This window comes from Bdellovibrio bacteriovorus (assembly GCF_041888015.1).
Lineage (GTDB): Bacteria > Bdellovibrionota > Bdellovibrionia > Bdellovibrionales > Bdellovibrionaceae > Bdellovibrio.
On the sequence record NZ_CP168968.1, the window covers coordinates 2,446,666 to 2,467,950 of the forward strand.

The 21,285-nt window shown below is 49.6% G+C and carries 22 protein-coding genes; 17 read left to right on the forward strand and 5 right to left on the reverse strand.

What is annotated here, in order from left to right:
- Nucleotides 1-33 precede the first annotated feature (33 nt).
- From ACES2G_RS11740 to ACES2G_RS11785, 10 genes are all read left to right on the forward strand, one after another.
- Complete coding sequence (locus tag ACES2G_RS11740; protein WP_374000243.1) at nt 34-2,370, forward strand: heavy metal translocating P-type ATPase; 2,337 nt, start codon at nt 34-36, stop codon at nt 2,368-2,370.
- Nucleotides 2,367-2,522 (forward strand): cbb3-type cytochrome oxidase assembly protein CcoS, encoded by a 156-nt coding sequence (ccoS, locus tag ACES2G_RS11745; protein ID WP_347358686.1) that lies wholly within the window; start codon nt 2,367-2,369, stop codon nt 2,520-2,522. Before ACES2G_RS11740 ends, ccoS begins: the two co-directional genes overlap by 4 nt.
- A complete protein-coding gene (ccoN, locus tag ACES2G_RS11750) occupies nt 2,519-4,642 on the forward strand; it encodes a cytochrome-c oxidase, cbb3-type subunit I (RefSeq protein ID WP_347358685.1) in 2,124 nt (707 codons plus the stop codon). Before ccoS ends, ccoN begins: the two co-directional genes overlap by 4 nt.
- On the forward strand, nt 4,639-4,803 hold the full coding sequence (locus tag ACES2G_RS11755) for a CcoQ/FixQ family Cbb3-type cytochrome c oxidase assembly chaperone (RefSeq protein ID WP_347358684.1): 165 nt from the start codon (nt 4,639-4,641) through the stop codon (nt 4,801-4,803). The genes ccoN and ACES2G_RS11755 overlap by 4 nt, the downstream gene beginning before the upstream one ends.
- Before the next feature lies 1 nt (nt 4,804).
- Entirely contained in the window at nt 4,805-5,365 is a 561-nt protein-coding gene (locus tag ACES2G_RS11760; protein ID WP_347358683.1) for a cbb3-type cytochrome c oxidase N-terminal domain-containing protein, read from the forward strand.
- Nucleotides 5,366-5,369: 4 nt separating this feature from the next.
- Complete coding sequence (ccoG, locus tag ACES2G_RS11765) at nt 5,370-6,776, forward strand: cytochrome c oxidase accessory protein CcoG (protein WP_374000245.1); 1,407 nt, start codon at nt 5,370-5,372, stop codon at nt 6,774-6,776.
- Entirely contained in the window at nt 6,773-7,414 is a 642-nt protein-coding gene (locus ACES2G_RS11770) for a sulfite exporter TauE/SafE family protein (RefSeq protein WP_374000246.1), read from the forward strand. Before ccoG ends, ACES2G_RS11770 begins: the two co-directional genes overlap by 4 nt.
- Nucleotides 7,415-7,446: 32 nt before the next feature.
- A complete protein-coding gene (locus ACES2G_RS11775) occupies nt 7,447-8,160 on the forward strand; it encodes a hypothetical protein (RefSeq protein ID WP_374000247.1) in 714 nt (237 codons plus the stop codon).
- 190 nt (nt 8,161-8,350) lie between these two features.
- Nucleotides 8,351-9,676, forward strand: a complete 1,326-nt coding sequence (locus tag ACES2G_RS11780) for an OmpA family protein (RefSeq protein WP_374000248.1) — start codon at nt 8,351-8,353, stop codon at nt 9,674-9,676.
- Between the two features lie 10 nt (nt 9,677-9,686).
- Entirely contained in the window at nt 9,687-10,010 is a 324-nt protein-coding gene (locus ACES2G_RS11785; protein ID WP_347359348.1) for a transcriptional regulator, read from the forward strand.
- A 31-nt stretch (nt 10,011-10,041) separates the two neighbouring features.
- On the opposite strand, the gene ACES2G_RS11790 is transcribed toward ACES2G_RS11785, so the two are convergent.
- Nucleotides 10,042-10,719, reverse strand: a complete 678-nt coding sequence (locus ACES2G_RS11790; RefSeq protein WP_374000249.1) for a protein-L-isoaspartate O-methyltransferase — start codon at nt 10,717-10,719, stop codon at nt 10,042-10,044.
- Between ACES2G_RS11790 and ACES2G_RS11795 the strand changes: the two genes are divergently transcribed.
- The 5 genes from ACES2G_RS11795 to gltS all read left to right on the forward strand — a co-directional run bounded on the left by ACES2G_RS11795 (nt 10,718) and on the right by gltS (nt 16,004).
- Nucleotides 10,718-11,719, forward strand: a complete 1,002-nt coding sequence (locus ACES2G_RS11795; RefSeq protein ID WP_347359346.1) for a hydrogen peroxide-inducible genes activator — start codon at nt 10,718-10,720, stop codon at nt 11,717-11,719. The genes ACES2G_RS11790 and ACES2G_RS11795 overlap by 2 nt on opposite strands.
- Nucleotides 11,720-11,846: 127 nt before the next feature.
- The gene (locus ACES2G_RS11800) at nt 11,847-12,353 is read left to right on the forward strand and encodes a DNA starvation/stationary phase protection protein (protein ID WP_347359345.1); all 507 of its coding nucleotides are present in this window, start codon (nt 11,847-11,849) and stop codon (nt 12,351-12,353) included.
- A gap of 25 nt (nt 12,354-12,378) precedes the next feature.
- Nucleotides 12,379-13,119 carry a ZIP family metal transporter gene (locus ACES2G_RS11805; RefSeq protein WP_347359344.1) on the forward strand — a complete coding sequence of 247 codons (741 nt, stop codon included), beginning with the start codon at nt 12,379-12,381 and terminating at the stop codon, nt 13,117-13,119.
- 117 nt (nt 13,120-13,236) lie between these two features.
- Entirely contained in the window at nt 13,237-14,769 is a 1,533-nt protein-coding gene (locus ACES2G_RS11810; protein WP_374000250.1) for a methyl-accepting chemotaxis protein, read from the forward strand.
- A gap of 50 nt (nt 14,770-14,819) precedes the next feature.
- Nucleotides 14,820-16,004 carry a sodium/glutamate symporter gene (gene gltS / locus ACES2G_RS11815; protein WP_374000251.1) on the forward strand — a complete coding sequence of 395 codons (1,185 nt, stop codon included), beginning with the start codon at nt 14,820-14,822 and terminating at the stop codon, nt 16,002-16,004.
- A 49-nt stretch (nt 16,005-16,053) separates the two neighbouring features.
- Here the strand turns inward: gltS and ACES2G_RS11820 are convergent, their stop codons facing one another.
- From ACES2G_RS11820 to ACES2G_RS11830, 3 genes are all read right to left on the reverse strand, one after another.
- The gene (locus tag ACES2G_RS11820; protein ID WP_374001898.1) at nt 16,054-17,298 is read right to left on the reverse strand and encodes a hypothetical protein; all 1,245 of its coding nucleotides are present in this window, start codon (nt 17,296-17,298) and stop codon (nt 16,054-16,056) included.
- Between the two features lie 2 nt (nt 17,299-17,300).
- Nucleotides 17,301-18,062 (reverse strand): DUF4423 domain-containing protein, encoded by a 762-nt coding sequence (locus ACES2G_RS11825; protein WP_374000252.1) that lies wholly within the window; start codon nt 18,060-18,062, stop codon nt 17,301-17,303.
- Between the two features lie 104 nt (nt 18,063-18,166).
- The gene (locus tag ACES2G_RS11830; RefSeq protein ID WP_347359340.1) at nt 18,167-18,442 is read right to left on the reverse strand and encodes a KH domain-containing protein; all 276 of its coding nucleotides are present in this window, start codon (nt 18,440-18,442) and stop codon (nt 18,167-18,169) included.
- A gap of 250 nt (nt 18,443-18,692) precedes the next feature.
- On the opposite strand from ACES2G_RS11830, the gene ACES2G_RS11835 reads away from it, so the two are divergent.
- Both ACES2G_RS11835 and ACES2G_RS11840 read left to right on the forward strand, forming a co-directional pair.
- Nucleotides 18,693-19,796: a Rieske 2Fe-2S domain-containing protein gene (locus ACES2G_RS11835; RefSeq protein WP_374000254.1), complete on the forward strand. Its 1,104-nt coding sequence runs from the start codon at nt 18,693-18,695 to the stop codon at nt 19,794-19,796.
- 94 nt (nt 19,797-19,890) lie between these two features.
- A complete protein-coding gene (locus ACES2G_RS11840) occupies nt 19,891-20,283 on the forward strand; it encodes a hypothetical protein (protein ID WP_374000255.1) in 393 nt (130 codons plus the stop codon).
- A gap of 82 nt (nt 20,284-20,365) precedes the next feature.
- On the opposite strand, the gene ACES2G_RS11845 is transcribed toward ACES2G_RS11840, so the two are convergent.
- Nucleotides 20,366-21,136, reverse strand: a complete 771-nt coding sequence (locus ACES2G_RS11845) for a serine protease (protein WP_347359337.1) — start codon at nt 21,134-21,136, stop codon at nt 20,366-20,368.
- Nucleotides 21,137-21,285 lie beyond the last annotated feature (149 nt).

A 21,285-nucleotide genomic window follows, 5' to 3' on the forward strand; every position in this document is an offset into this window, starting at 1 on the left:
CAAAGGTCTTTATAAGTGCTTTTTTGTGGGGACATGATGCCGATCATATTCACCCGCAAAGAGCGGGGGCATATTTTCTGTATAAACGGAGCTATTATGGACCCTAAATCCTTACAGGTATGTGCGTACTGTGGCACCTCGACTCAAGAGGCACGCTACTGCTGCAACGCTTGTGAGATCCTGGACCAGCAGGTTCGTCCTTTGCCTGTTTTGAGCGAGCAGGAAAACACCTACGGCTATCTGGATAAAGATGAGTTCCGTCGTTTATATCTGCACCCCCAGCAGGAAGACTTCAATTATCTGTTCTTTGCTGAGGGCCTGCACTGCTCTTCCTGTGTCCATCTGTTGGAAAAGCTGCCTCAGTTTTATGAAGGCATCGCCAACGCCCGCGTGAATTTTGGGCAGTCCACTGTCGCGGTTCAACTGGCCCCCGATGCTTCTTTGGCGCAAGCGGCCCACGTGATTGCCGAACTCGGCTATAAACCCACACCTTTGGCGGCCCAGGACAACCTGGCCGAGCGCTATAAAAAAGAAAACCGCGCCTTCCTGATGCGAATCGCTGTGGCCGGCTTCTGCGCCGGCAACACCATGCTTTTTGTTATCCCGGTTTATGCGGGCCTGGCGGGAACTTGGGCTACTGTTTTCAACTGGATCAGTTTTGCGCTCTTCCTGCCGATTCTGTTTTTCTCGGCGGTACCATTTTATCGTGGTGCCTGGAATTCTTTAAAATACAAAGTCATCAATGTCGATCTGCCGATTGCGATTGCAATGCTGTCTGGCTTTGCTCTTTCCACTTACAATCTGATCCGCGATGATGGCGCTATCTATTATGACAGCACTGCCAGCTTCATATTCTTTATTCTTTCCGCCCGCTATCTGCTAAAGCGTGTGCAGCAGAACTATCTGTCTCCGTCTCGCATGAAGTCGTTCTTCCAGACAGAAAAATATTTGCGTCTGAACGGCGAAGAATCTGAAACTATTCCCTGGAGCTCCGTCAAAACCGGCGACGTCCTGAAAATTCATCAAAACCAAACTTTGCCGGCGGACTGCGAGTTGATTTCAGACCAGGCCACCTTGGACATGTCCCTGTTTAACGGCGAATCCCTGCCCAAGGTCTTTTCTTCAGGCATGATTCTGTTCGCCGGGACACGCAGCCTGGATCACAATGTTCTGGTGCGCGTGGAAAGATCCTTCGCACAAAGCAAACTGGGTCTGCTGTTTGCGCAGCTGGATCAGGGCGCCCTGCAAAAAAGTCAGTTCATTGCGCTGACAGACAAGCTGGCGCAAAAACTGATCATGGTGGTCTTCTCTATCGCGATTCTGTTCTTCCTTATTTATATGAACGTGAACACCACCGAGGCCTTCAACCGCTCCTTGGCGTTGATCGTTTTGGCCTGCCCGTGTGCTTTGGCATTTGGTTCGCCACTGACTTTCGGTCTGGCATTGAAGAAAGCGCAAAAAAATGGTGTGCTGCTGAAAGACGCCACCACTTTGGAGCGCATCCTGAAAGTAAAAAACATCTTCTTTGATAAAACCGGCACACTGACTGAGGGCAGTCTCAGCCTGTCCCACTCGGAACCTCCCGTGATTTCCTCACGCACTCAAGGCATCATCCTGAGTCTGGAGGCCGCGTCTTATCATCCGATCGCCTTTGCCCTGCGCCACGCCTGGCCGTCAGCGCAACGCCCGGACAAAGTTGAATCCATTCAAGAGATCCTGGGTCACGGTGTGCGCGGCCGTATTGATGGCAAGAACTACGAAATCCGTCACCTTTCCGAAAGCACTCATGAAGACGAAACCGCGATTGAAGTTCTGGAAGATGGCAAAAGTCTTTGTCGCCTTTACTTCCTGGACGCTTTACGCGAGGCCTCCCCGTCCGCAGTGACCCGTTTGCAAAAACAGGGTTATCACTGTCATCTTCTTTCCGGCGATAAAAAATCCCGGGTGCACCAGGCGGCTTTGGCCTGCGGCATTTCCCGCGATAATGCTCACGGTGAACTTTTCCCTGAAGATAAAAAAGAGATTCTGGCGCTTTACAAGGACACCTGCATGATTGGCGATGGTGCCAATGACTCTTTAAGCCTGCAGGCTGCGGACGTGGGTATTGCCGTCAAAGGCAGTGTGGATCTGAGCCTGAACAGTGCTGATGTCTATTTCACTCGTGGTGGCCTGGCTCCTCTGTTTGACCTGTTCAATCTGGCTCATCAGACACGTCAGGTGCTGATCCGCAATCTGTCTATTTCCTTGATCTATAATTCTATCGGCGGAATCCTGGCGTTGACTGGATTCATCAATCCGATGATGGCGGCCATTCTTATGCCTATCAGTTCGATCATCATCATTCTGTCATCTCTGTGGGGTTTGCGATGAATATCATCCTGCTTATGATCCCGATGGCCTTGCTTTTGGGGGTTGGCTTTGTCTCCGCCTTCCTCTGGGCCACCTCCAAAGGTCAATTTGATGACCTTGAGACACCTGCACACCGAATTTTAAGTGAAGAAAACGAAAGGAAAAAATCGTGAACACAACTGGGAATCTCATCGAAAAAATTTATTACGATGACGATATCGTCAAAAAATTCACCCTCGCGACAATGATCTGGGCGGCTGCGGCCTTCCTGTTTGGTTTGGTGGCGGCATTGCAGCTGGCTTACTGGCCGATCAATGCGAATCTGGAATGGATTACCTTTGGACGACTTCGTCCGCTGCACACCAATGCGGCGATCTTTGCCTTTGCGGGGAATGCCATCTTCGCCGGGATCTATCATTCATCTCAGCGCCTGCTGAAAACCCGTATGTTCTCGGATCTTTTGTCACGCATCCACTTCTGGGGCTGGCAGTTGATCATTGTGTCTGCAGCCATCACCCTGCCTCTGGGTTATTCCCAGTCCAAAGAATACGCAGAGCTGGAATGGCCGATTGATATCGCTATCACCCTGATCTGGGTTGTCTTTGCTGTGAACTTCTTCGGAACTATCAAACAGCGCCGCGAAAAACACATGTATGTGGCGATCTGGTTCTATATTTCCACGATTATCACAGTCGCAACACTGCACATTGTGAACTCTATTGAGATTCCGGTGACCTTGTTCCAGTCCTATCCTGTGTATGCAGGTATTCAGGATGCCTTGGTTCAATGGTGGTACGGTCACAATGCCGTGGCGTTCTTCCTGACAACTCCGTTCCTGGGCTTGATGTACTACTACGTACCAAAAGCGGCGAACCGTCCGGTTTATTCTTACCGTCTAAGTATCGTGCATTTCTGGGCCTTGGTATTCATCTATATCTGGGCGGGTCCGCACCACTTGCTTTACACTTCCCTTCCTGAATGGGCGCAAACACTGGGCATGGTTTTCTCTGTCATGCTATGGGCGCCTTCCTGGGGTGGTATGATCAATGGTCTTTTGACTTTGAAAGGCTCTTGGCACTTGCTAAGAACTGAGCCTCTGATCAAGTTCTTCGTGGCGGCCTTGACCTTCTATGGTATGTCCACTTTCGAAGGACCACTTCTGTCCATCAAATCTGTATCCGCCTTGGGTCACTACACGGACTGGATCGTGGGCCACGTTCACTCTGGCGCCCTGGGTTGGAACGGAATGCTGTCCTTCGGTATGATTTACTATCTAGTTCCGCGCTTGTGGAGAACCGAGCTTTATTCCAAGAAGCTTTTGGAAAATCACTTCTGGCTGGCTTTGACCGGTGTGCTTCTTTACTACATCTCTATGGTTGTAGCGGGTATCACTCAAGGCTTGATGTGGCTGGCTGTCGATAAAGAGGGCGCTTTGGCTTACCCTGACTTTATCGAAACTGTCGTTCGCATCGTACCACTGTACTGGGTTCGTGCCTTGGGTGGTCTGTTGTTCCTGATTGGTTTCATCATGATGTGTTACAACATCTTCAAAACCATCAAGCTGGCTCCACAAAATCAGGAAGACTCTTCTGCCGAAGTTCAGCGCACTGGCTTCAACGAAGTGACCAAAGAAACTCACCGTAAACTGGAAGGTATGGGGTTCACGTTCTCTGTTCTGGCATTCCTGGCAATTGCTGTGGGATCTGTGATTGAGATCTACCCGACTCTGTCCCTGCATAAATATGTGAATCCGAATAATATCATAGATCCGTACACTCCACTGGAACTAGCAGGTCGTGATATCTACGTGAAGGAAGGCTGTTACGTCTGCCACTCACAACAGATTCGCCCGATTGCTGCGGAAGTTATGCGCTATGGACCGGCATCCACTGTGGAAGAATCCATGTATGATCGTCCTTTCCAATGGGGCTCCAAACGTACAGGTCCGGATCTTTCCCGTCTGGGGAAAAAGTATCCAAATCTATGGCACTATAGCCACATGATTGATCCACGCGCTGTGACTCCAAAAAGTATCATGCCAAACTATCCTTGGCTGGCCGAGAAGAAAACCGACTTCCTGGTTCTGCGCAAGAAAATGTCTGTCATGAAAAAGCTGGATGTTCCTTATGACGAAGACGTGATCGCCAACGCTGATATTCACGCGCAAAAACAGGCGCAGCAAATTGCTGCCGACCTGGAATCCAATGGCGCTCCGAAGGGTCTTGCTGATAAAGAGATCGTTGCGTTGATCGCTTACCTTCAGTCGCTGGGACAGAAAGGAAAAGTACAATGAAACAGGAAGCTTTGAAGTATTTCACAGACACGCACTTAACGGCGATGGGACTATTGATTTTCTTCCTGTTCTTTGTCGGCGTCCTATTCTGGGTTTACCGCAAATCGAGCAAGGAAATTTACTCTCACATGGAACAAATTCCATTGAAGGATGGAGAATAAAATGAGCAGCGACAACAAGGACAAATTCCACGAATACGACGGGATTATCGAACACGATAATCCCATGCCAACCTGGTGGCTGTGGACCTTCTTCCTGACCATCATCTTTGCGTTCCTCTATTATATTCACTATGAATTGGGTGGCGGACCAACGTTGCAGGATGAGCTCAAAGTGGCTATGCAGGAAATCGAGAAGACTCAAGCCTCTGCCTCTGCAACAACTCCGATGGAAACTGAGGAATCTTTGCAAGCCGCCTTCGAAAAGGACGGTCTGGTGGCTTTGGGAGCGGATCAGTACATGGCCAAATGTGCCTCTTGTCACGGTCCGGAGCTTCAAGGCTTGATCGGTCCTAATCTGACAGATAAATATTGGTTACACGGTAAAGCGACACGCATGGATATCGTAAAAGTTATTCGTGATGGGGTTCCAGAAAAAGGCATGCCGCCTTGGGGTCCTGTGATGAAAAAAGACGAGATCTATGCCGTAAGTGCATTTATTCTATCTAAGAAAGGCAGTAATCCCGCGGGTGCAAAAGAACCCCAAGGAGAGGCTGTAGAGTGATTTTATGGCAGGTCTGGATCCAAGCAAACTGACAAGTGTTGACGTTCACGGCGATCACATCAATATCATCCCCGCAGAAGTGCGGGGATTCTACCGAAAGCACCGGACTTGGACCCAGATCATTCTGCTGATCATTTTCCTGATCCTGCCCTGGACAACCTTGAATGGGCACCAGACTATTCTGATCGACATTCCCAAACGTGAATTTGCTCTGTTTGGAATTCTGTTTAAATCCCATGATGCTCCTCTGTTATTTTTTATTCTGGGCACTTTGACCCTGGGACTGGCCTTTGTCACTTCCATCTGGGGCCGCGTGTGGTGCGGTTGGGCCTGCCCCCAAACTGTTTTTATTGATGCCGTTTATCGCCGTATCGAACAATGGGTTGAAGGAAGTTATATTCAACGCCGCCAACTGCGTGATGGTCCGATGACCTTCACCAAATTCCGCAAAGTGGGACTGAAGTGGTTCTTATTCTTTGTAGTTTCCTCTTTGATCGCTCACAGCTTTATTGCTTATTTTGTTGGCGCCAAAGATCTTCTGGCCATGACTCAAGGCTCGCCTTCTGAGCACATGACCTATTTTATTCTGGTTCTATTCTTTACCGCTGTAATCCTGTTTGATTTTGGCTGGTTCCGCGAACAATTCTGTGTGATCATGTGCCCGTATGGACGTATTCAATCCGTCCTGCTGGATTCCAAATCCCTGGCGGTCGTGTATGACGTCAAACGCGGCGAACCGCGCAAAGGCACTGCCCCGGCTGGTGAAAAAGTGGGCGATTGCGTCGCCTGCAATCGCTGCGTGCAAGTCTGCCCGACCGGCATCGATATTCGCAATGGTCTGCAAATGGAATGCATTGCCTGCACCGCTTGCGTGGACGCCTGCGATGAAATCATGGAAAAAGTGAAAAAGCCCAAAGGCCTTATTCGCTATGACACCTTGGATGGCAGCAAGATCTCTTTAAAAAAACCTCGATCTATTCTTTATATTCTGGCTATCACCGGACTGATCGGCGGCCTGGCTTATGCCATTTCAACCCGCGAACCGGTGCATATTGCCGTCCTCAGAGGCGCGGGCCTTCCGTATTCGTATGTTAAAAATGTGGGTGGCCACGAAGCTCTGTTAAATCAATTCCGCCTGCATATTCAAAATCAGGGCGCTTTGCGAGCGCGCTATATCCTGACTCTGCCGCAGGAAATCCTGGACAAAGGCATCACATTGCAAGTGGCGGAAAACCCGATCAACTTGGCACCCGGAGAATCCCGAGAGTGGTACTTCTTTGTCAGAATTCCACCTGATGTTATGCCCGGCAATGGCCAGATCAAAACAGAGGTGCTGGTGCAAGATGAACTGGCTCTCGAAGAATTCAAAACAAAACGTGAACTGATTTTAGTTGGACCGAAAGCTCAATGACCTCTTCGGTGATTTTGGCCTTGGGCATTCTTTCTTCAAGTTTTTTCGGCAGCTGGCACTGCGCAGGTATGTGCGGTCCGGTGGCCACCTTGATGAGCGCCCGCCAAAGTCTGTTGAGTTACCATCTGGGCCGTTTGATCTCGTATGTTCTGCTCGGCACTTTGGCTGGCAGCTTGGGACAGTTTTTTTTGAACAGTGACTTCATCTTGCTGCGCTGGGTTTCTGCGGTCCTTTTGGCTTTGGTCCTGATTCTTTCCGGGGCCAATCTCGTGGCCCCAGCCTCTTTCCGCCAAAAAATAGCTGCTTGGAAAGGCGCTCACTCTCTCTTGGGAATCATCAAACGTCTGCAAGCCTTCCATATTGGCAAATCCGGCTTTGTCGTCGGGTTGCTGACAGCTCTTTTGCCTTGTGGCTGGCTTTACACATACGTCACGGCTGCTATTGCCACGCAAAGCCCCTGGGCTGGTGCTTTGACTTTGGCTTTGTTCTGGCTGGGTGGGCTTCCTGCCTTGAGTGCCGTCCCGATGATGGTGCGTAAAGGGATCCAACATGCGGGTCTGAAGCAGCAGCGAATCGCAGGTCTGGTTCTGATAACGGCTGGACTGTACTCGCTGGCGAGCTTTATGTTTTTGCATTGAAACTAAATCCGCTTTATCTCAAAATGTGGGTTATGACAAAATCCACACACATCGCAATTCTTTCCGTCCTTCTTTCAACAACAACTGCTTTTGCACAAGGTACTGAAACTGTACCCGCTGAAAAGCCCACACCTATTTCTGCGGAAGCTCCGGCGACTCAGGAAGAATCTGCAGAACCCGGCAAAACAGAATGGCCGCGCAGCTTGTGGGGTGTTTACGGTGGCCTGGGGATTCCCCATGTGCTTTCCGGTGGTATCGAATATCTGGATCAATCTCAAACCTGGTCCGTGGCTGTTGAAATCGGCGGCGGCGGTTACAAACCCAAAGATGAGGAAAACGACAAGGAAGAATTCAGCATCGGCAATCTGGAAGTGGCCGGACGCTATCACCCGACTGCGGGCTCTTTCTATCTGGCGGCAGCCTTGGGATCTCAAGGTGTCTCTGCCAAGAAAACTCTGACTGTCGGCGCAGAAAAAGCCGAGCCGGAAGTTAAAATATCCAGCACTTACGTTACTCCAAAAGTGGGCTGGTTCTGGCAATTCAATTCAGGTTTGAATTTCGGTGTGGAACTGGGCGCGCAGATTCCTCTGTCCAACAAAACAGAGATTGAAGATGGTACGACCAACACGACGGTGCTGAATGATCCTGAATATATCAAGGCCCGCCAGGATGCGGAAGATCTGGCCGATAAAGCCGGTAAAATGGTTCTGCCTCACGCCATGGTTCGTCTGGGTTACGCGTTCTAATTTATTTCTTTTCCTGTCGAGGGACACGAGGCTAGCCTCGCCCTCGATAGAGATCTCTTGCCCCTTTCCTGTTAAGTCACACCAAAACAAACACATCCTTCTGTTTTCCTTGTCTGCTTTCGCAGCCCGGGATTAGCGTTGAAAGACGATAAATAATAATATTTTCGTTTTTGCGACGAAGGAGGAGTTTATGGTTTTCCGGACTCAGAAGATTATTGCATCGTTGGCTCTGGCGGGTGTAGTCGCAGGCTGCGCAAGCACTCCACCAAATGTACAATCCATTTCATCCACAGCCAACCCCACCACCGAAATTGAAAAAACCGAGATGATGCTGAACGACGCCCGCAGCAAGCAGGTCGATGTCTTGTCACCGGAAAACTTCACTGACGCCTCCAAAGCCTTGCAGAAAGCCAAGGAGAAGAAAGAAAAAAACAAATCCAACGAAGATATTCTGGAGCAGGTCTCTTACTCTCGAGCTTGGCTGGAACAAGCCAATGCCAAGGCTGAGATCGCCAAGATGTCCGTGGGTAGTGATATCACAGATGCCCGCGAAGGTGCCATGAAGGCCGGGGCTCCAAAATTCTTCCCGAAAGAATGGGATAAGAATGGCAAAGAACTGGAAAAAATCACCCACGCGGCAGAGAAAGGCAACCTGAAGCCGTCTGACAAGCGCGGTGAAGATATCGTGAAACGCTATCGTGAACTGGAGCGCATGTCGGTCAGCCAGGCTTATCTGGGCACAGCCAAAGACAATCTTGATGTGGCTAAAAAAGATGGTGCAGATAAGAACGCCCCTAAATCTTACAGCATGGCTCTGATGAAGTATGAGAACGCAGAAAAGATGATCATGGCCGATCCCCGCAACACCAACGCCATTGCTCGCGCTTCTCAGGATGCCACCCGCGAATCGCAGCATCTGATGGATGTCACTCGCAAAGTAAATGCCGGGAATTCGGAAGACCTGGTGCTGATGGCCGAGCGTCAACAGCGGCAAATCTCGAATCTGCGCAGCGAATATTCCTCCACCGAACAGGAACTGCAACAGGTGCAAACCGAAGCCGAGCGCCGCCGTATGGAACTGGAAAAACAACAAGCTCTGCTAAACCGGGCCCAGGTTCTGCGCAGTCAACTAAAGCCCAACGAGGCTGAAGTCTTCACCGAAAATGGCAAGCTGATGGTACGCCTGAAAGGGCTGCAATTCCCAAGTGCCCAGTCCACGCTGGGTCCGAAGAATCAGGCTCTTCTGAATAAGGTTGAATCTGCACTACCGGGAGTCACTCCATCCAAAATCATTATCGAAGGACACACAGACAGCACCGGCAATCCGGCTGCCAATCAACTGCTATCTGAAAAACGTGCGCAGGCTGTAGAAAACTATCTGGTCTCTCGCGGCACTATTTCTGTCGATAAAGTGGAGGCGATCGGACGAGGCGATGCCGAGCCTGTCAGTGACAATAGCACTCAACATGGCCGCGCTCAGAACCGTCGTATTGATCTGGTCATTGAAACCGAGTAAGGAGGTGCCTATGGCATCAGACCTCAACGGCCCACGCTGGCAGGAACTAAAACGGGAGCTCATGCAAAGATGGCGTGAGCTCTCAGAGCACGACCTGGAAAACACCAAGGGGGACGCTCAATCCATTGTCGACCTGCTGGAACGCAAGGTCGGCATGGCGATCGAAGAGGCCAGCGAGCGATTTGAAGAAATCGCCTCGCACTATCATCTTTATGATGAACCCGAGGAAAAACCAGTGGCGCCAGAAAAAGAAAAACCGGAAAGGGTGATGGAGCTTAAACCCAAAAACCCCAATCCGAAAGATCGAAAACCCAAAGACGATTATACAGGCTGAGAGAGTCCCTGCTCACTCACCAAGGCTTGGTTCAGGGATGGGAATCCTTTGAATCAAGCCCCCCTTTCTGGCGGACCACAGAGACAAAAGAACAAGGCACTGAAGTCACCACATGAGGCTGCCCATTCAGTTTATGAATGAGTTCCAGCGTATCGTGTATGCCGGGCGTTTTACGCACAAAAACCATCCACCCGTCTTCTTTTAACTGTGTAAAAACTCTGAAGGGAAACTCGTGCGACCCGGCGGTGAATATCACGCGATCAAACGGAGCTTTATCCGGAGCTCCTTCAAAGCCATCTCCCGCCCGGACGATCACATTCGTCAGTTCCCGAAGCTGCAAAATTTCTGCGGCTCTTTGCGCTAGCTCAGGAATGACTTCAACGGAAACCACACGCCCCGTGGGCCCTACCAGAAAAGCCATCATAGCCGTATTCCACCCACTGCCCGTTCCCAGTTCGAAGACCTTCTGGCCTTCTGCCAACTTCAACAGATCCAGAATACGCAACACGAAACTGGGTTGCGAAATTGTTGATGTAAAAGGGGGCTGATTGTACAGAACCAAAGGATGATCCGCATAAGCTTCTTCCAATGTGTATTCTGGCACAAACAGATGGCGGGGATGTTGATAAAAGGCTTCAACCACTTTCTCTGACAGAGGAAGTGCCTTCAGCAAAACGCTCTTTTGATAGTACTCTAAAGAGTTGCCCATGATTAAGCTTGCAAGCTTTTTCACGGAACGGCAAGCTTGTATCATGACACTGACTCAACTCGAATATATTCTTGCCGTCGCCGACACAGGCAGCTTCAGCCACGCTGCCCGCCAATGTTTTGTCACTCAACCCACATTAAGCATGCAGATTCAAAAGTTGGAAGATGAGTTGGGTGTTATCTTGTTTGACCGAACGAAACAACCCATTCGGGCAACATCTGTGGGCGAGGAAGTTTTGCAACAAGCCCGCCTGGTCGTCAAAGGCTCTCAACACATCAAGGAAATCGTCGATGATGCCAAAGGTTCCCTGCGCGGAGAACTGCGCATCGGAATCATCCCGACACTGGCGCCCTATCTGCTGCCTCTTTTCCTCAAGCGCGTCAAGGAAGCTCACAGCGAACTGCATCTGACCTTCGAGGAACTGCAAACCGAGGTGATGGTTGAAAAAATCCGCAATCACAGTCTGGATCTGGGCATCGTCGTCACGCCGATTGATGATTTGAATATTGCCAATCATGTCTTGTTCTATGAACCCTTCAACGTCTATCTGTCCAAGGGACATTCCCTGCTGGCGCAAAAATACGTGGATGAAAAAGACCTGTCTTCTGACGATGTCCTGTTATTGAATGAAGGGCACTGTTTCCGCGAACAAAGCCTTTCTCTGTGCCGCAATAAAAAAGCGGCCCTGCCTGCGGACCGCAATTTCACCTTTGAAAGTGGCAGCTTGGAAACGCTGAAGAAACTGGTGGATCAGGGGGAAAGCTTCACCCTGCTTCCGTGGCTGGCCGCGATGGATGTCCAGGACAAAAAACGTCTGCGACCTTTCTCCGAGCCAGTTCCCACCCGCGAAGTCAGTCTGATTCACGGACCTCACTTTCAAAGGAAAGCTTTACTGAAAGCCCTTATTGAAAACATAAAGAGAAATCTGCCCGAAGGTGTGTCTGTAACCAAGACTAAAAACCTTCTGAAGGTAGATAACCCCCTAGGCTATCTCAAATAGTTTTCATCTATGTCTATGGACAGGCTATAGTTTTTATCTATATACCCCATAGAAAAAGAGAACTGTTCAAATATCCCCTGCGAAACTATCCTGTTATCAGGCAAGAGCAACTCGCAAGGAGGATATTATGAGATCACAATCTTCACATTCTATCGGCGAAAGCAAATCTGTCAGCAATTTGAAAGCTGTTGAAGCCAATACCGATTCCGTTGTCGAAACTTTGAAAAAATCGCTGGCGGAAGAATATTTACTGCAATTAAAAACCCAAAACTTCCACTGGAACGTGGAAGGCCCGCTATTCTTCTCTCTGCACAAGCTGTTTGAAGAACAGTACAACCAACTGGCGGATTTCGTGGATCGCACCGCTGAGGTTCTGCGTGCTTTGAAAACCAAAGCTCCAGGCAGCTTCAAGGAGTTCAAGGAACTTTCTTCTATCCAAGAGGCTCCGGACCGACTGAATGCCAATCAAATGATTGAAACCCTAAGTCAGGACCATACGAACATGGCCATCGCACTAAAATCACGCTTGGAAACCGCTGAAGATGCGGAAGAAACCAGTGCGGTAACGCTGTACGAAGACTTGATCGGCTTCCATGAAAAAGCCGCGTGGATGATTCGCAGTCACAGATCGTAATGAGGGACCATCAAAGGAGTTGAACATGGGCAGTGCATTGATGGGTTTACTTGCAGGCGGAATCACAGGGCTTTCAACCATGTTGGGAGCCCTTCCGATCCTGAAAGAGAAAACCACGGGCTGGAATCCTTGGCGCAGTCTGAATCTGGATTTCGCAATTGGGATGATGCTGGCTGCGGCTGCCTTCAATCTTATTGGTCCTGCCTATTCCAGTTCCCACAGTGCCTTCGGGGTGTCTCTTGCCCTGGCGCTCGGTGTGGCTTCCATCTATGGTCTCAGTCATCTGATCCATAGAGTGTCGCCCTCCGAATGGTCGGTTCACCGACGAGCCTGGCTCTTCGTAACGGCCATGATGCTGCACAATCTCCCTGAAGGTTTAGCTTCGGGAGCTGCGCTGAGCGCTGACTCTATCTCTCAAGCCAACGGCTGGACCGTGGTTGGCGCCATCGTCTTTCAAAACTTCCCGGAAGGCCTGGCGACAGCTGCTGCGTTCCTTTCCATTGGCATGTCCCGCAAAGTGTCCTTCTTTGGAGCCGTCCTAACGGGTGTCATGGAAGTTCTTGGCGGCACACTGGGAGGAGTTTTCACCTCCATCACATCATCATCCCTTCCCTACATTCTGGCCTTTGCCGGAGGCGCGATGATCAGTGTGACTCTGGAAGAGATTTTCGCAAAAATGAAAGAGACACAAATGCGATATCTTCTTCAAAAACACTTCGTCGCCGGAGCCTTGTCGGTAATCGTAATGAACTGGATTGTGAGTTAACTGACATTCGTCTCAGAACGAATCATCACGCCAAAATAATAGTTCCTGTTTTATGATTGCCATCATCTTTGTGGCAACAATCTGCTCGTATCCTGAACGTACAACTGGAGGTTGTACGTGAAGCTCATCACAAAAATTCTGGGAATTGTCACCCTGGCCGCCGCACTGGCCGTAGTCACCGCCACGCAGGTATCTCGAAACGAAGTTCATGATCAAGGAGAGAAAAATCTGGCTGACAAAAGCCGCGCGATTCTGGATCAACTGGAAGGCACGCGGGACTATGTGGCCTCTCAAGGCGGACTTCCCGAATATATTGAATCCATCCGCAGTAAATATCCGGATGGCAATATTCCCAAAGATATCAAACAGAATATTCTTCGCCGTGTTCCAATTTTTGCCTCCATCAAAGTCGGCCAGGAACAGGCCGAACGCAGCGGCTATCAGTTCCGGGTGTTTTCTCCGGAACCCCGTCGTGAAGCCAACATGGCCAGCACTGTGGAAATGGAAATCTACAATCGCTTCCTCAAAGATCCTGCACTGAAGGAAATTGTCGACACTCAGGAATCGGCCATCGTCGTCTATCGCCCCGTCCGCCTTTCCGAACAGCAAGGCTGCCTGCTTTGTCACGGCAACCCCAGCCAAAGCCCCTTTGGAAATGGCAACGACATTCTGGGACACAAAATGGAAAGCTGGGCTGATGGACGCCTGCACGGTGTCTTTGCCATCACCAGCAGTCTGGCCAGCACCGATGCAGTCAGCGAAGCTTCCACCAACAAAATTCTGCTGCTCTCAGCGCTGGGTTTATTCGCAAGCATTCTTATTGCCTGGCTGATCCTGAAAAAACCTTTGTCACATCTTCATCAGGCCGTGGACTCAATCAAGTCCTCCAGCTCTCACCTGTCATCAACAAGCACTGAGATCTCGGATGCATCGCAAAGTCTGAGCTCCGCTTCGACACAAGCCGCGGCGGCCTTGGAAGAAACCTCCGCCTCTATCGAAGAGCTTAGCAGCATGGTGAAACTAAACACCGGCAATGCCCAAAGCGCCAAAGATCTGTCACTGGTGGCGATGAAGGCTGCCGAAACCGGTGAAGAACAAATGCGCACTCTGATCCAATCCATGAAAGATGTTTCCTCCACCGCGAAAAAAGTAGAGGAGATTACCGGCGTGATTGATGACATCGCCTTCCAGACCAACCTTTTGGCTCTGAATGCCTCTGTGGAGGCCGCCCGTGCCGGTGAAAATGGCCGGGGCTTCGCCGTTGTCGCGGAAGCCGTCCGCCAACTGGCGCAAAAATCAGCAGCTTCCGCCAAAGAAATCTCTTCATTGATCACTCAAAGTGTTCATCAGGTGGATCAGAGCTATGACTTCGCAATTAAAAGCGGTCAGTCCTTAGAAACCATTGTGCGGGAAGCCCAGAAAGTTTCAGCGTTGAACAATGAAATCGCAACCGCAAGCCAGGAACAAACCACCGGTATCGAGCAGATTTCACGCGCCTTGCAGGATTTGGACAAAGTCACGCAAAACAATGCGGCTTCTTCAGAGGAAACTGCAGCGGCCTCCGTAGAATTATCAAATCAATCGCATCATCTCGATCAACTCGTCGGAGCTGTCGAGGGGGTTTTAAAAGGCTCTGCCAAAGCCAGCTAAAACGAGGAGTTTTCTAGACAGCGCCGGGATGTCACGTTAGGCTTAAACGCATGACGTTGACATCCTTTCAAACAGTTGCCCTCGCCGCGCTGGTCGTTTATTTCGGCCGCTATCTTAAAAGCAAGATTCACTTCATTGAGAAGTACAATCTTCCCTCACCTGTGATTGGTGGCTTTGTTGTCGCCATTGTTATTTCATTTCTGAAAAGTCAGGGACTCTTTGAGATTCATTTCAACAAAGCTTTTGAAGAAAGCCTGATGATCGCTTTCTTTGCCTCTGTCGGCTACTCCGCTTCTTTGCGTTTATTGAAAGAAGGGGGCCGTGCGGTGGTCTTCTTCCTGCTGCTGACGATTTGCGGTCTGATCTTGCAGATCCTGGCCGGCATTGGTGCCGCCAAAATGATGGGCCTGCACCCGCTGATGGGTGTTCTGACCGGCGCAGTTTCATTGACCGGGGGTCCGGGAACCGCTTTGGCTTTTGGACCTTCCTTTGAAGCCGCTGGTGTAGAAGGCGCTTCCGCCATCGGTCTGACTACAGCCATGGGAGGCATCGTCTTAGGTGGCCTGGTCGGCACCCCATTGGCGACCTATTTGATCAACAAAAGACGCCTGAAAGAAACGCATCTGCATACACAACAACAGCATGACGACTCCCATTTCCTGAAATCATTCCCGGGTCGTGATCTGCTGCTGCATGTATTGGCTCTGGTCTTTATCATGGGAATCGGAACCACTTTGAGTTCCTGGATCAGTTCTTTACAGATCACTCTGCCCGTTTACATTGGCTCGATGATTATTGCGGCGGTCGTTCGCAATATCGAAGACGTTAAACCCGTATTTAAGATCAAATCTGAATGGATCGAGGAAATCGGCGGCGTGGCTTTGACCTTGTTCATTGCCATGGCGATTATGTCGTTGCGGCTGGAAGAGTTGCGCCATGCCGCTTTACCGATCATCGTCTTCCTCGTTCTTCAGGCTATTTTGGTGGCGGTCACGGCTATCGGACCCGCATTTTGGGTGGCGGGTAAAGACTATGAAGCTTCAGTGATGAGCGCCGGCTACGTCGGCTTCATGATGGGCACAACGGCGAATGCGATGGCCAATATGTCATCGCTGGCACAAAGATACGGTCCGGCTCCGAAAGCCTTCCTGGTCATACCGTTGGTTGGTTCTTGTTTTATTGATTTCTTTAACGCTGCTTTAGTAACGTTTTGTCTGAACCTGTTTGGCAGGTAAATAAGAGATTCAAAAGCCGCACCCGCTGTATCTCCAGCGGGTGTCACTCTCAGTATGCCTTCTGACGAGGCAACAGCTTCATATCAACTATGCGTCCCACGACATCAAAATAGATATCGTTTTTCTCAAGCTCCACCAAGGTTCGCCCTTCGCCCCCATCCACACGAATCCAACTCGTGTTGGAATCAGCAAACTGATGCCCGATATACATCCGACGAACCTCCCCGGTAGGGAAGAACTCAACCCGTCCACCGATTTTACTCGCACGCAGATGGTAGTTTGGATGCTTCAATTCAAACTGTAACGGCGATGCCCAGCTGATATTCCCGTCGGCATCGTACTGCACATCAAAAGCCGTCATTTGGCCATAAGACTCTTCACTGTAAAGGACAAACCCCAGGCTTGTGCATTGTGGACGAATACGCTGAATCACGCCAGTGGGATAAAACTGGATCTCGGCCGGTGGACCTTTCGCCTCAGTTCCGCAGATAAAAGGAGCCTTTTTTCCATGCGGCCCCGGGGCCTCAAATGACCGGGCCAAAATAGCATTTTTGACAGTCCCGGAATCATAAAACTCAACCGCATAGCTCCCGTCGCCTGATTGTCCCAGACCCCCGCCATGCAGAATGACCGGGAACCCCTGAATGTCGATAGCCTGCAAGCCCGAGCGCTGAATCACATCGACATAATTTCGCAAAGACACATTACGCATATATTCGGAATGCAAGTATCCATTCAGCAAGCGCACGCCATTGGAACTCTGAAATCCATTTTCCGGCAACAGGCCTTCACGATAGATGATCTCGTGCAAAGCCAACGCCGCACGCTGGGTGTTATCCATCGAATCCCAGACATCCTTATTGATAAAGTATCTATAGCCAGCAATGCTAGGGCGCTTGTATTGCACAGCCCCTTGTACCAACTGACAGCCTTTCGGCAAAGCACCCCAGCCACGATCCGGGACATCCGTAAATTCAGCATCCGCAATCATGCGAGCTTCCTGTTCAAAGGTCTTCGCATAAGACTGGTACAATTTGGCTCGGGTCGGATTGACTCCTGCCAGCCTGTCAATCATCTTACCCAGGACTTCCTGATAAGAATAACCTTCTATAAGCTTAAGACGGAATGTCTGAACCGCACGCGCTTCATAAAGATCCAAAACTTCGTAACGTTCCCAAGGCTGATTATGAGGACAGTAAATAACACTGCCCCCATTCCCTTTTTCATCACCGCCCATACGAGCCTGTGCAGGGCCTCCAACAGACAATACCAATAGAGCCAACAAACAGGACACTCTTAGCATAAAGGCTTTTTCTCTCTTTTCTGAACAGTCAATGGGAAGAACTGAATATTCAAGTTGTACACTTCCGTCATATCACCCTCTTCCACCAGCATGGACAGTTTACGACGGAATTTTTTAATAAGACTTTTGGCTTCATCAAACTTTTCAGGATTGATCGCCATGGTGATGGATGAAAAATCACGCACATCCGGAGTGGTGGTCTGCAAGACCTCCATCGCTTTGCTCATATCTGACAGATGGGCATTTACAATCGCCTGACTTGGGATATCTTCCGTTGTCGCAAGACTTCCCACCGAACGCGCAATGGAATTGCCTTTGCGCTTGATAAAGCCCAGCTCCATCAACAGCTCCAAGCTTTTCTGCACTCGCTCCACCGGCAGCGCCAATCGCTCGGCAATCCATTCGGGTTCAGATTGGAACGTCTTCATACGAATCATGTTCAAGATCGCGTAATGCTCCCAACTGGAAAGCATCGACATCTCTTTTTCCATCAAAACTTTTTGAGCTGCAAATTTACGCGAACGCGTGGAAATCAAAGAATAAACTTCATTACGCTCTTCAGATCCAAGTTCCAAACCCAAGACAATCTTGTTGGCATAAAACTCACTCAAAGGGCGCTTGCCGTGCATCAACTCATTCAGGCAACCGGGAGAAATCCCCACTTTTTTGGCCAATGATCTAAAAGAAAACCGCGGGTTCTTCTTTTGAATCTCCTCGAGTTTAGTTTTTAACAGGGCTCCGAATTTATTAGACATTATACCCTCAGCTGACATGAGGGAATTTTTACATTTAATGACGAAGTTGCAAGGTTAAAATGACATAAGGGTTCCCTTTGCCAAAGCAAGGGAACGCTCGCCTTTTAAATAACAAGCTCAATAATCGCTCTAAATCCGTGGTTGCCACTCATTGCGCCGATAATATTTCTCAATGACATGATGTTCTTTCCTTGGGCACCAATCAATTTTCCACGCACCTCTTCAGGAACAACCACTCTATACACTGTTGTTTTATCGCCTTCCGTGAAACTCACCTCTACCTTGTCGTAACAAGATGTCATCTCTTCAATTACACTCTGTAGAACCTCTGCAAGGCGTTTGCGAATATCTGCCATTGTGCCCTCATCTTCTGCTGCCACTAGCTCCTCCATAAACATCATTGTGTGGGGTTTCATTCAGGAAGGGCAATCCTCTGCGTCTTATTTAGGCTCTAAAGTGTTCCACCAATATTCTAGGAGCATCTATCCCCAGAATAGGGACAGCACACATCTGCCTAAGGGTTAATCACACAACACCGAGTGTCGAAATCGCCTCCCTCCACTGCATGCCATTCATCATGGAAGCCTCTGAAACTCTTCTCTCTGCAAATATTTACGGCTTCAATATGGTATGGCGTCATCTCCGACTTGGAATAAACTTGGTCTTGTAGAAAAGCTAAAGCAAAAAGAACTTCAACAACTCGAAGTTCACCGCACCAAAGTGGCTTTGATCTACAAAAACAATCACTTCACGGCTATTTCCGGAGTCTGCAATCATGTCGGCGGCCCCTTGGGTGATGGTCACTTGGAAGGCGACTATGTCGTGTGTCCTTGGCACTACTACAAGTTCCACTACAAAACCGGTGAAGGCGAACCCGGATTTGAAGCCGATCGCGTTCCCAGCTATCCACTCAAAATTGAAAATGGAGAACTGTGGATTGATCTTGGCAATGCCACCACACGAAATAAGCTGGCTCATGCTCCGCACCCATTGACACGAAAGCCCGAGCGCAAAGACGGACCTCTGCGTGTGGTCGGGATTTCAACAACTGTGATGGACTCTTTGCACCCACGCATTTCGACTTCGGAATTGCTGCTGCAAGAAACATTAAATTATGCCCAAGATAAAGGCTATGAGACTCATCTGCAGAAGGTGCGCGACCTGAAGTTTCGGCACTGCGAAGGGTTTTATTCCAAAAGTGCCCATGCCTGCACCTGGCCGTGTTCACTTACGCAGTTGGACGAACACGATCAATTGGACCGCATCTATGAAGATCTGATTCATTGGGCTGATATTATGATTTTGGCGACACCTATTCGCTGGGGTTCGGCCAGCTCTTTATACTATAAAATGGCCGAGCGCTTTAACTGCATTCAAAACCAGATCACCACCCACAACAATCAGCTTATTCACAATAAAGTTGCCGGCTTCATCATCACCGGAGGCCAGGACAACGTGCAGTCCGTCGCCGGACACCTGATGGGATTTTTCTCTGAGTTGGGATTTCACCTTCCCCCTTTTCCCTTCATCGCTCATTCTCTTGGCTGGAACTCTGAGAACATGGAGCACAATGTCCGCTATGTTCAACATAGCCATGCCCTGGTGGAAGCGTCCAAAGAACTGCTGGATCGCTGTGCCAGTTTATCCAGCGCGCTGCTGGCCAACAACGAGTTGCCATTGCAACACCGCGCAGGGCGCAAGGCTTACAACGCACAAAAACACCGGGACACCTAAACAACAAATCTGGGCACTGTCGAAGCTTTGGACACTCTAAGCCTCACGGGGATGCTTCCTGCTCTGGAGTCTGGTTTGCAGTTCTTAACAGCAAATGAAAAACCGCTTATTCCTTCTTCTCGCCTTTGCCTTCATCCTGCCACTAGGCTCCCCCCTTAAGGCAGAGGCCTGCAACTGCATTGCCGATCCTTTCAGCAAAAAATATCTGCTCTATCAAAAAACCTGGTATGGAACCAAACGAAAGTGGACCTGCGTTTACACCTGTCAGGACTCACAACAAAATCGCAGTGAAATCATCGGCACCCACGAAGACTGGTACATGACGGACAAGGGCTTGGAAGGGATCTGTGAAGGCCTGCATTACGTCAACACTTACAGCACCTTCAAAATGGACTTCGTCTGGGTCTTCGAGGAAGCCCGTTGGTTTAGCGCCAGTCAATCCAAGGCCCCGGAAGTTGCTCAATGGAGCAAGGAACGCTGCCGCTAAATGACCGTCAAAACAGACTCATCAAAAGCAAAAACCCCGGGATTGCCCCAGGGTTTTTAAGTTTTAGCTTTTTGAAGCAGAATTACTGAGCAGTTTCAGTGATCCAGCTGTAAGCGTTGCTAACTTTAGCGTAAACGCCGTAGTAATTAGCACGTGCACAACCTTGACCCCAGCTCACAACACCAACAAGGTATGTTTGGTTGTTTTGATCTTGAGCCACAAGTGGACCACCAGAGTCACCTTGGCAAGAATCTTTACCACCGGACTCATAACCAGCACAGATCATGCTGTCTTTGATTTCGTTTTTATAAGACTTGTTACAAGCCTCAGTGGAAACCAATGGCACACTTACTTTTTGCAACAAAGTTGGCAAAGAGTAAGAACCTTCACGAGTTGTACCCCAACCAGCAACTGTCGTCATGATTTGGGAACCGTCTTCTGGAAGAGCAATTTCAGATGGATTCAAAGCCACTGGAGCGTAAGAAGAATCCTGAGAAAGCTCGATCAATGCAAAGTCGTTTTCCATTGTGCGGCTGTTGTAGCCAGGGTGAGCGATAATTCTTTTTGGAGCGATAGATTCGGCATTCACCGCGTTTGTACGATCGTGAAGACCGATAACAACTTTCTTCACAGTGCCACCGCGAACGCAGTGAGCTGCTGTCAATACCCAGTTCTTCTTGATAAGAGATCCACCGCAGAAGTGGCTGCTGCTCTGTAGAGAAACGATGTATGGGAATTCACCGATGGACGCCTCAACGCCGCCAACGATTTTACCTTCTACAGGACCAGACTTCGCAAATACCGGAGCAGACATCATCATGAGGCCTGCGATTACAAGATGGTTCATTTTCATTTTTTATCCCCTCTGAACGCGAATCCTTCGCGATCTGATATCAATCGTTGTCTGTTTTCCTGCAATGCTCAAAGAGTAGGTCGTGTCCCAGTTTGGAACTGGCCCTCTTTTAGACCTTTGCAGAGGGGAAAATTTTGCCCCCAAACATT

Bases quoted from the DNA above. Each gene is read 5' to 3' on its own strand.
- ACES2G_RS11740 (WP_374000243.1), top strand. From the start codon at position 34: ATGATGCCGATCATATTCACCCGCAAAGAGCGGGGGCATATTTTCTGT.
- ccoS (WP_347358686.1), top strand. From the start codon at position 2,367: ATGAATATCATCCTGCTTATGATCCCGATGGCCTTGCTTTTGGGGGTT.
- ACES2G_RS11755 (WP_347358684.1), top strand. From the start codon at position 4,639: ATGAAACAGGAAGCTTTGAAGTATTTCACAGACACGCACTTAACGGCG.
- ACES2G_RS11760 (WP_347358683.1), top strand. From the start codon at position 4,805: ATGAGCAGCGACAACAAGGACAAATTCCACGAATACGACGGGATTATC.
- ccoG (WP_374000245.1), top strand. From the start codon at position 5,370: ATGGCAGGTCTGGATCCAAGCAAACTGACAAGTGTTGACGTTCACGGC.
- ACES2G_RS11770 (WP_374000246.1), top strand. From the start codon at position 6,773: ATGACCTCTTCGGTGATTTTGGCCTTGGGCATTCTTTCTTCAAGTTTT.
- ACES2G_RS11775 (WP_374000247.1), top strand. From the start codon at position 7,447: ATGACAAAATCCACACACATCGCAATTCTTTCCGTCCTTCTTTCAACA.
- ACES2G_RS11780 (WP_374000248.1), top strand. From the start codon at position 8,351: ATGGTTTTCCGGACTCAGAAGATTATTGCATCGTTGGCTCTGGCGGGT.
- ACES2G_RS11785 (WP_347359348.1), top strand. From the start codon at position 9,687: ATGGCATCAGACCTCAACGGCCCACGCTGGCAGGAACTAAAACGGGAG.
- ACES2G_RS11795 (WP_347359346.1), top strand. From the start codon at position 10,718: ATGATTAAGCTTGCAAGCTTTTTCACGGAACGGCAAGCTTGTATCATG.
- ACES2G_RS11790 (WP_374000249.1), bottom strand. From the start codon at position 10,719: ATGGGCAACTCTTTAGAGTACTATCAAAAGAGCGTTTTGCTGAAGGCA.
- ACES2G_RS11800 (WP_347359345.1), top strand. From the start codon at position 11,847: ATGAGATCACAATCTTCACATTCTATCGGCGAAAGCAAATCTGTCAGC.
- ACES2G_RS11805 (WP_347359344.1), top strand. From the start codon at position 12,379: ATGGGCAGTGCATTGATGGGTTTACTTGCAGGCGGAATCACAGGGCTT.
- gltS (WP_374000251.1), top strand. From the start codon at position 14,820: ATGACGTTGACATCCTTTCAAACAGTTGCCCTCGCCGCGCTGGTCGTT.
- ACES2G_RS11825 (WP_374000252.1), bottom strand. From the start codon at position 18,062: ATGTCTAATAAATTCGGAGCCCTGTTAAAAACTAAACTCGAGGAGATT.
- ACES2G_RS11835 (WP_374000254.1), top strand. From the start codon at position 18,693: ATGGCGTCATCTCCGACTTGGAATAAACTTGGTCTTGTAGAAAAGCTA.
- ACES2G_RS11840 (WP_374000255.1), top strand. From the start codon at position 19,891: ATGAAAAACCGCTTATTCCTTCTTCTCGCCTTTGCCTTCATCCTGCCA.
- ACES2G_RS11845 (WP_347359337.1), bottom strand. From the start codon at position 21,136: ATGAAAATGAACCATCTTGTAATCGCAGGCCTCATGATGATGTCTGCT.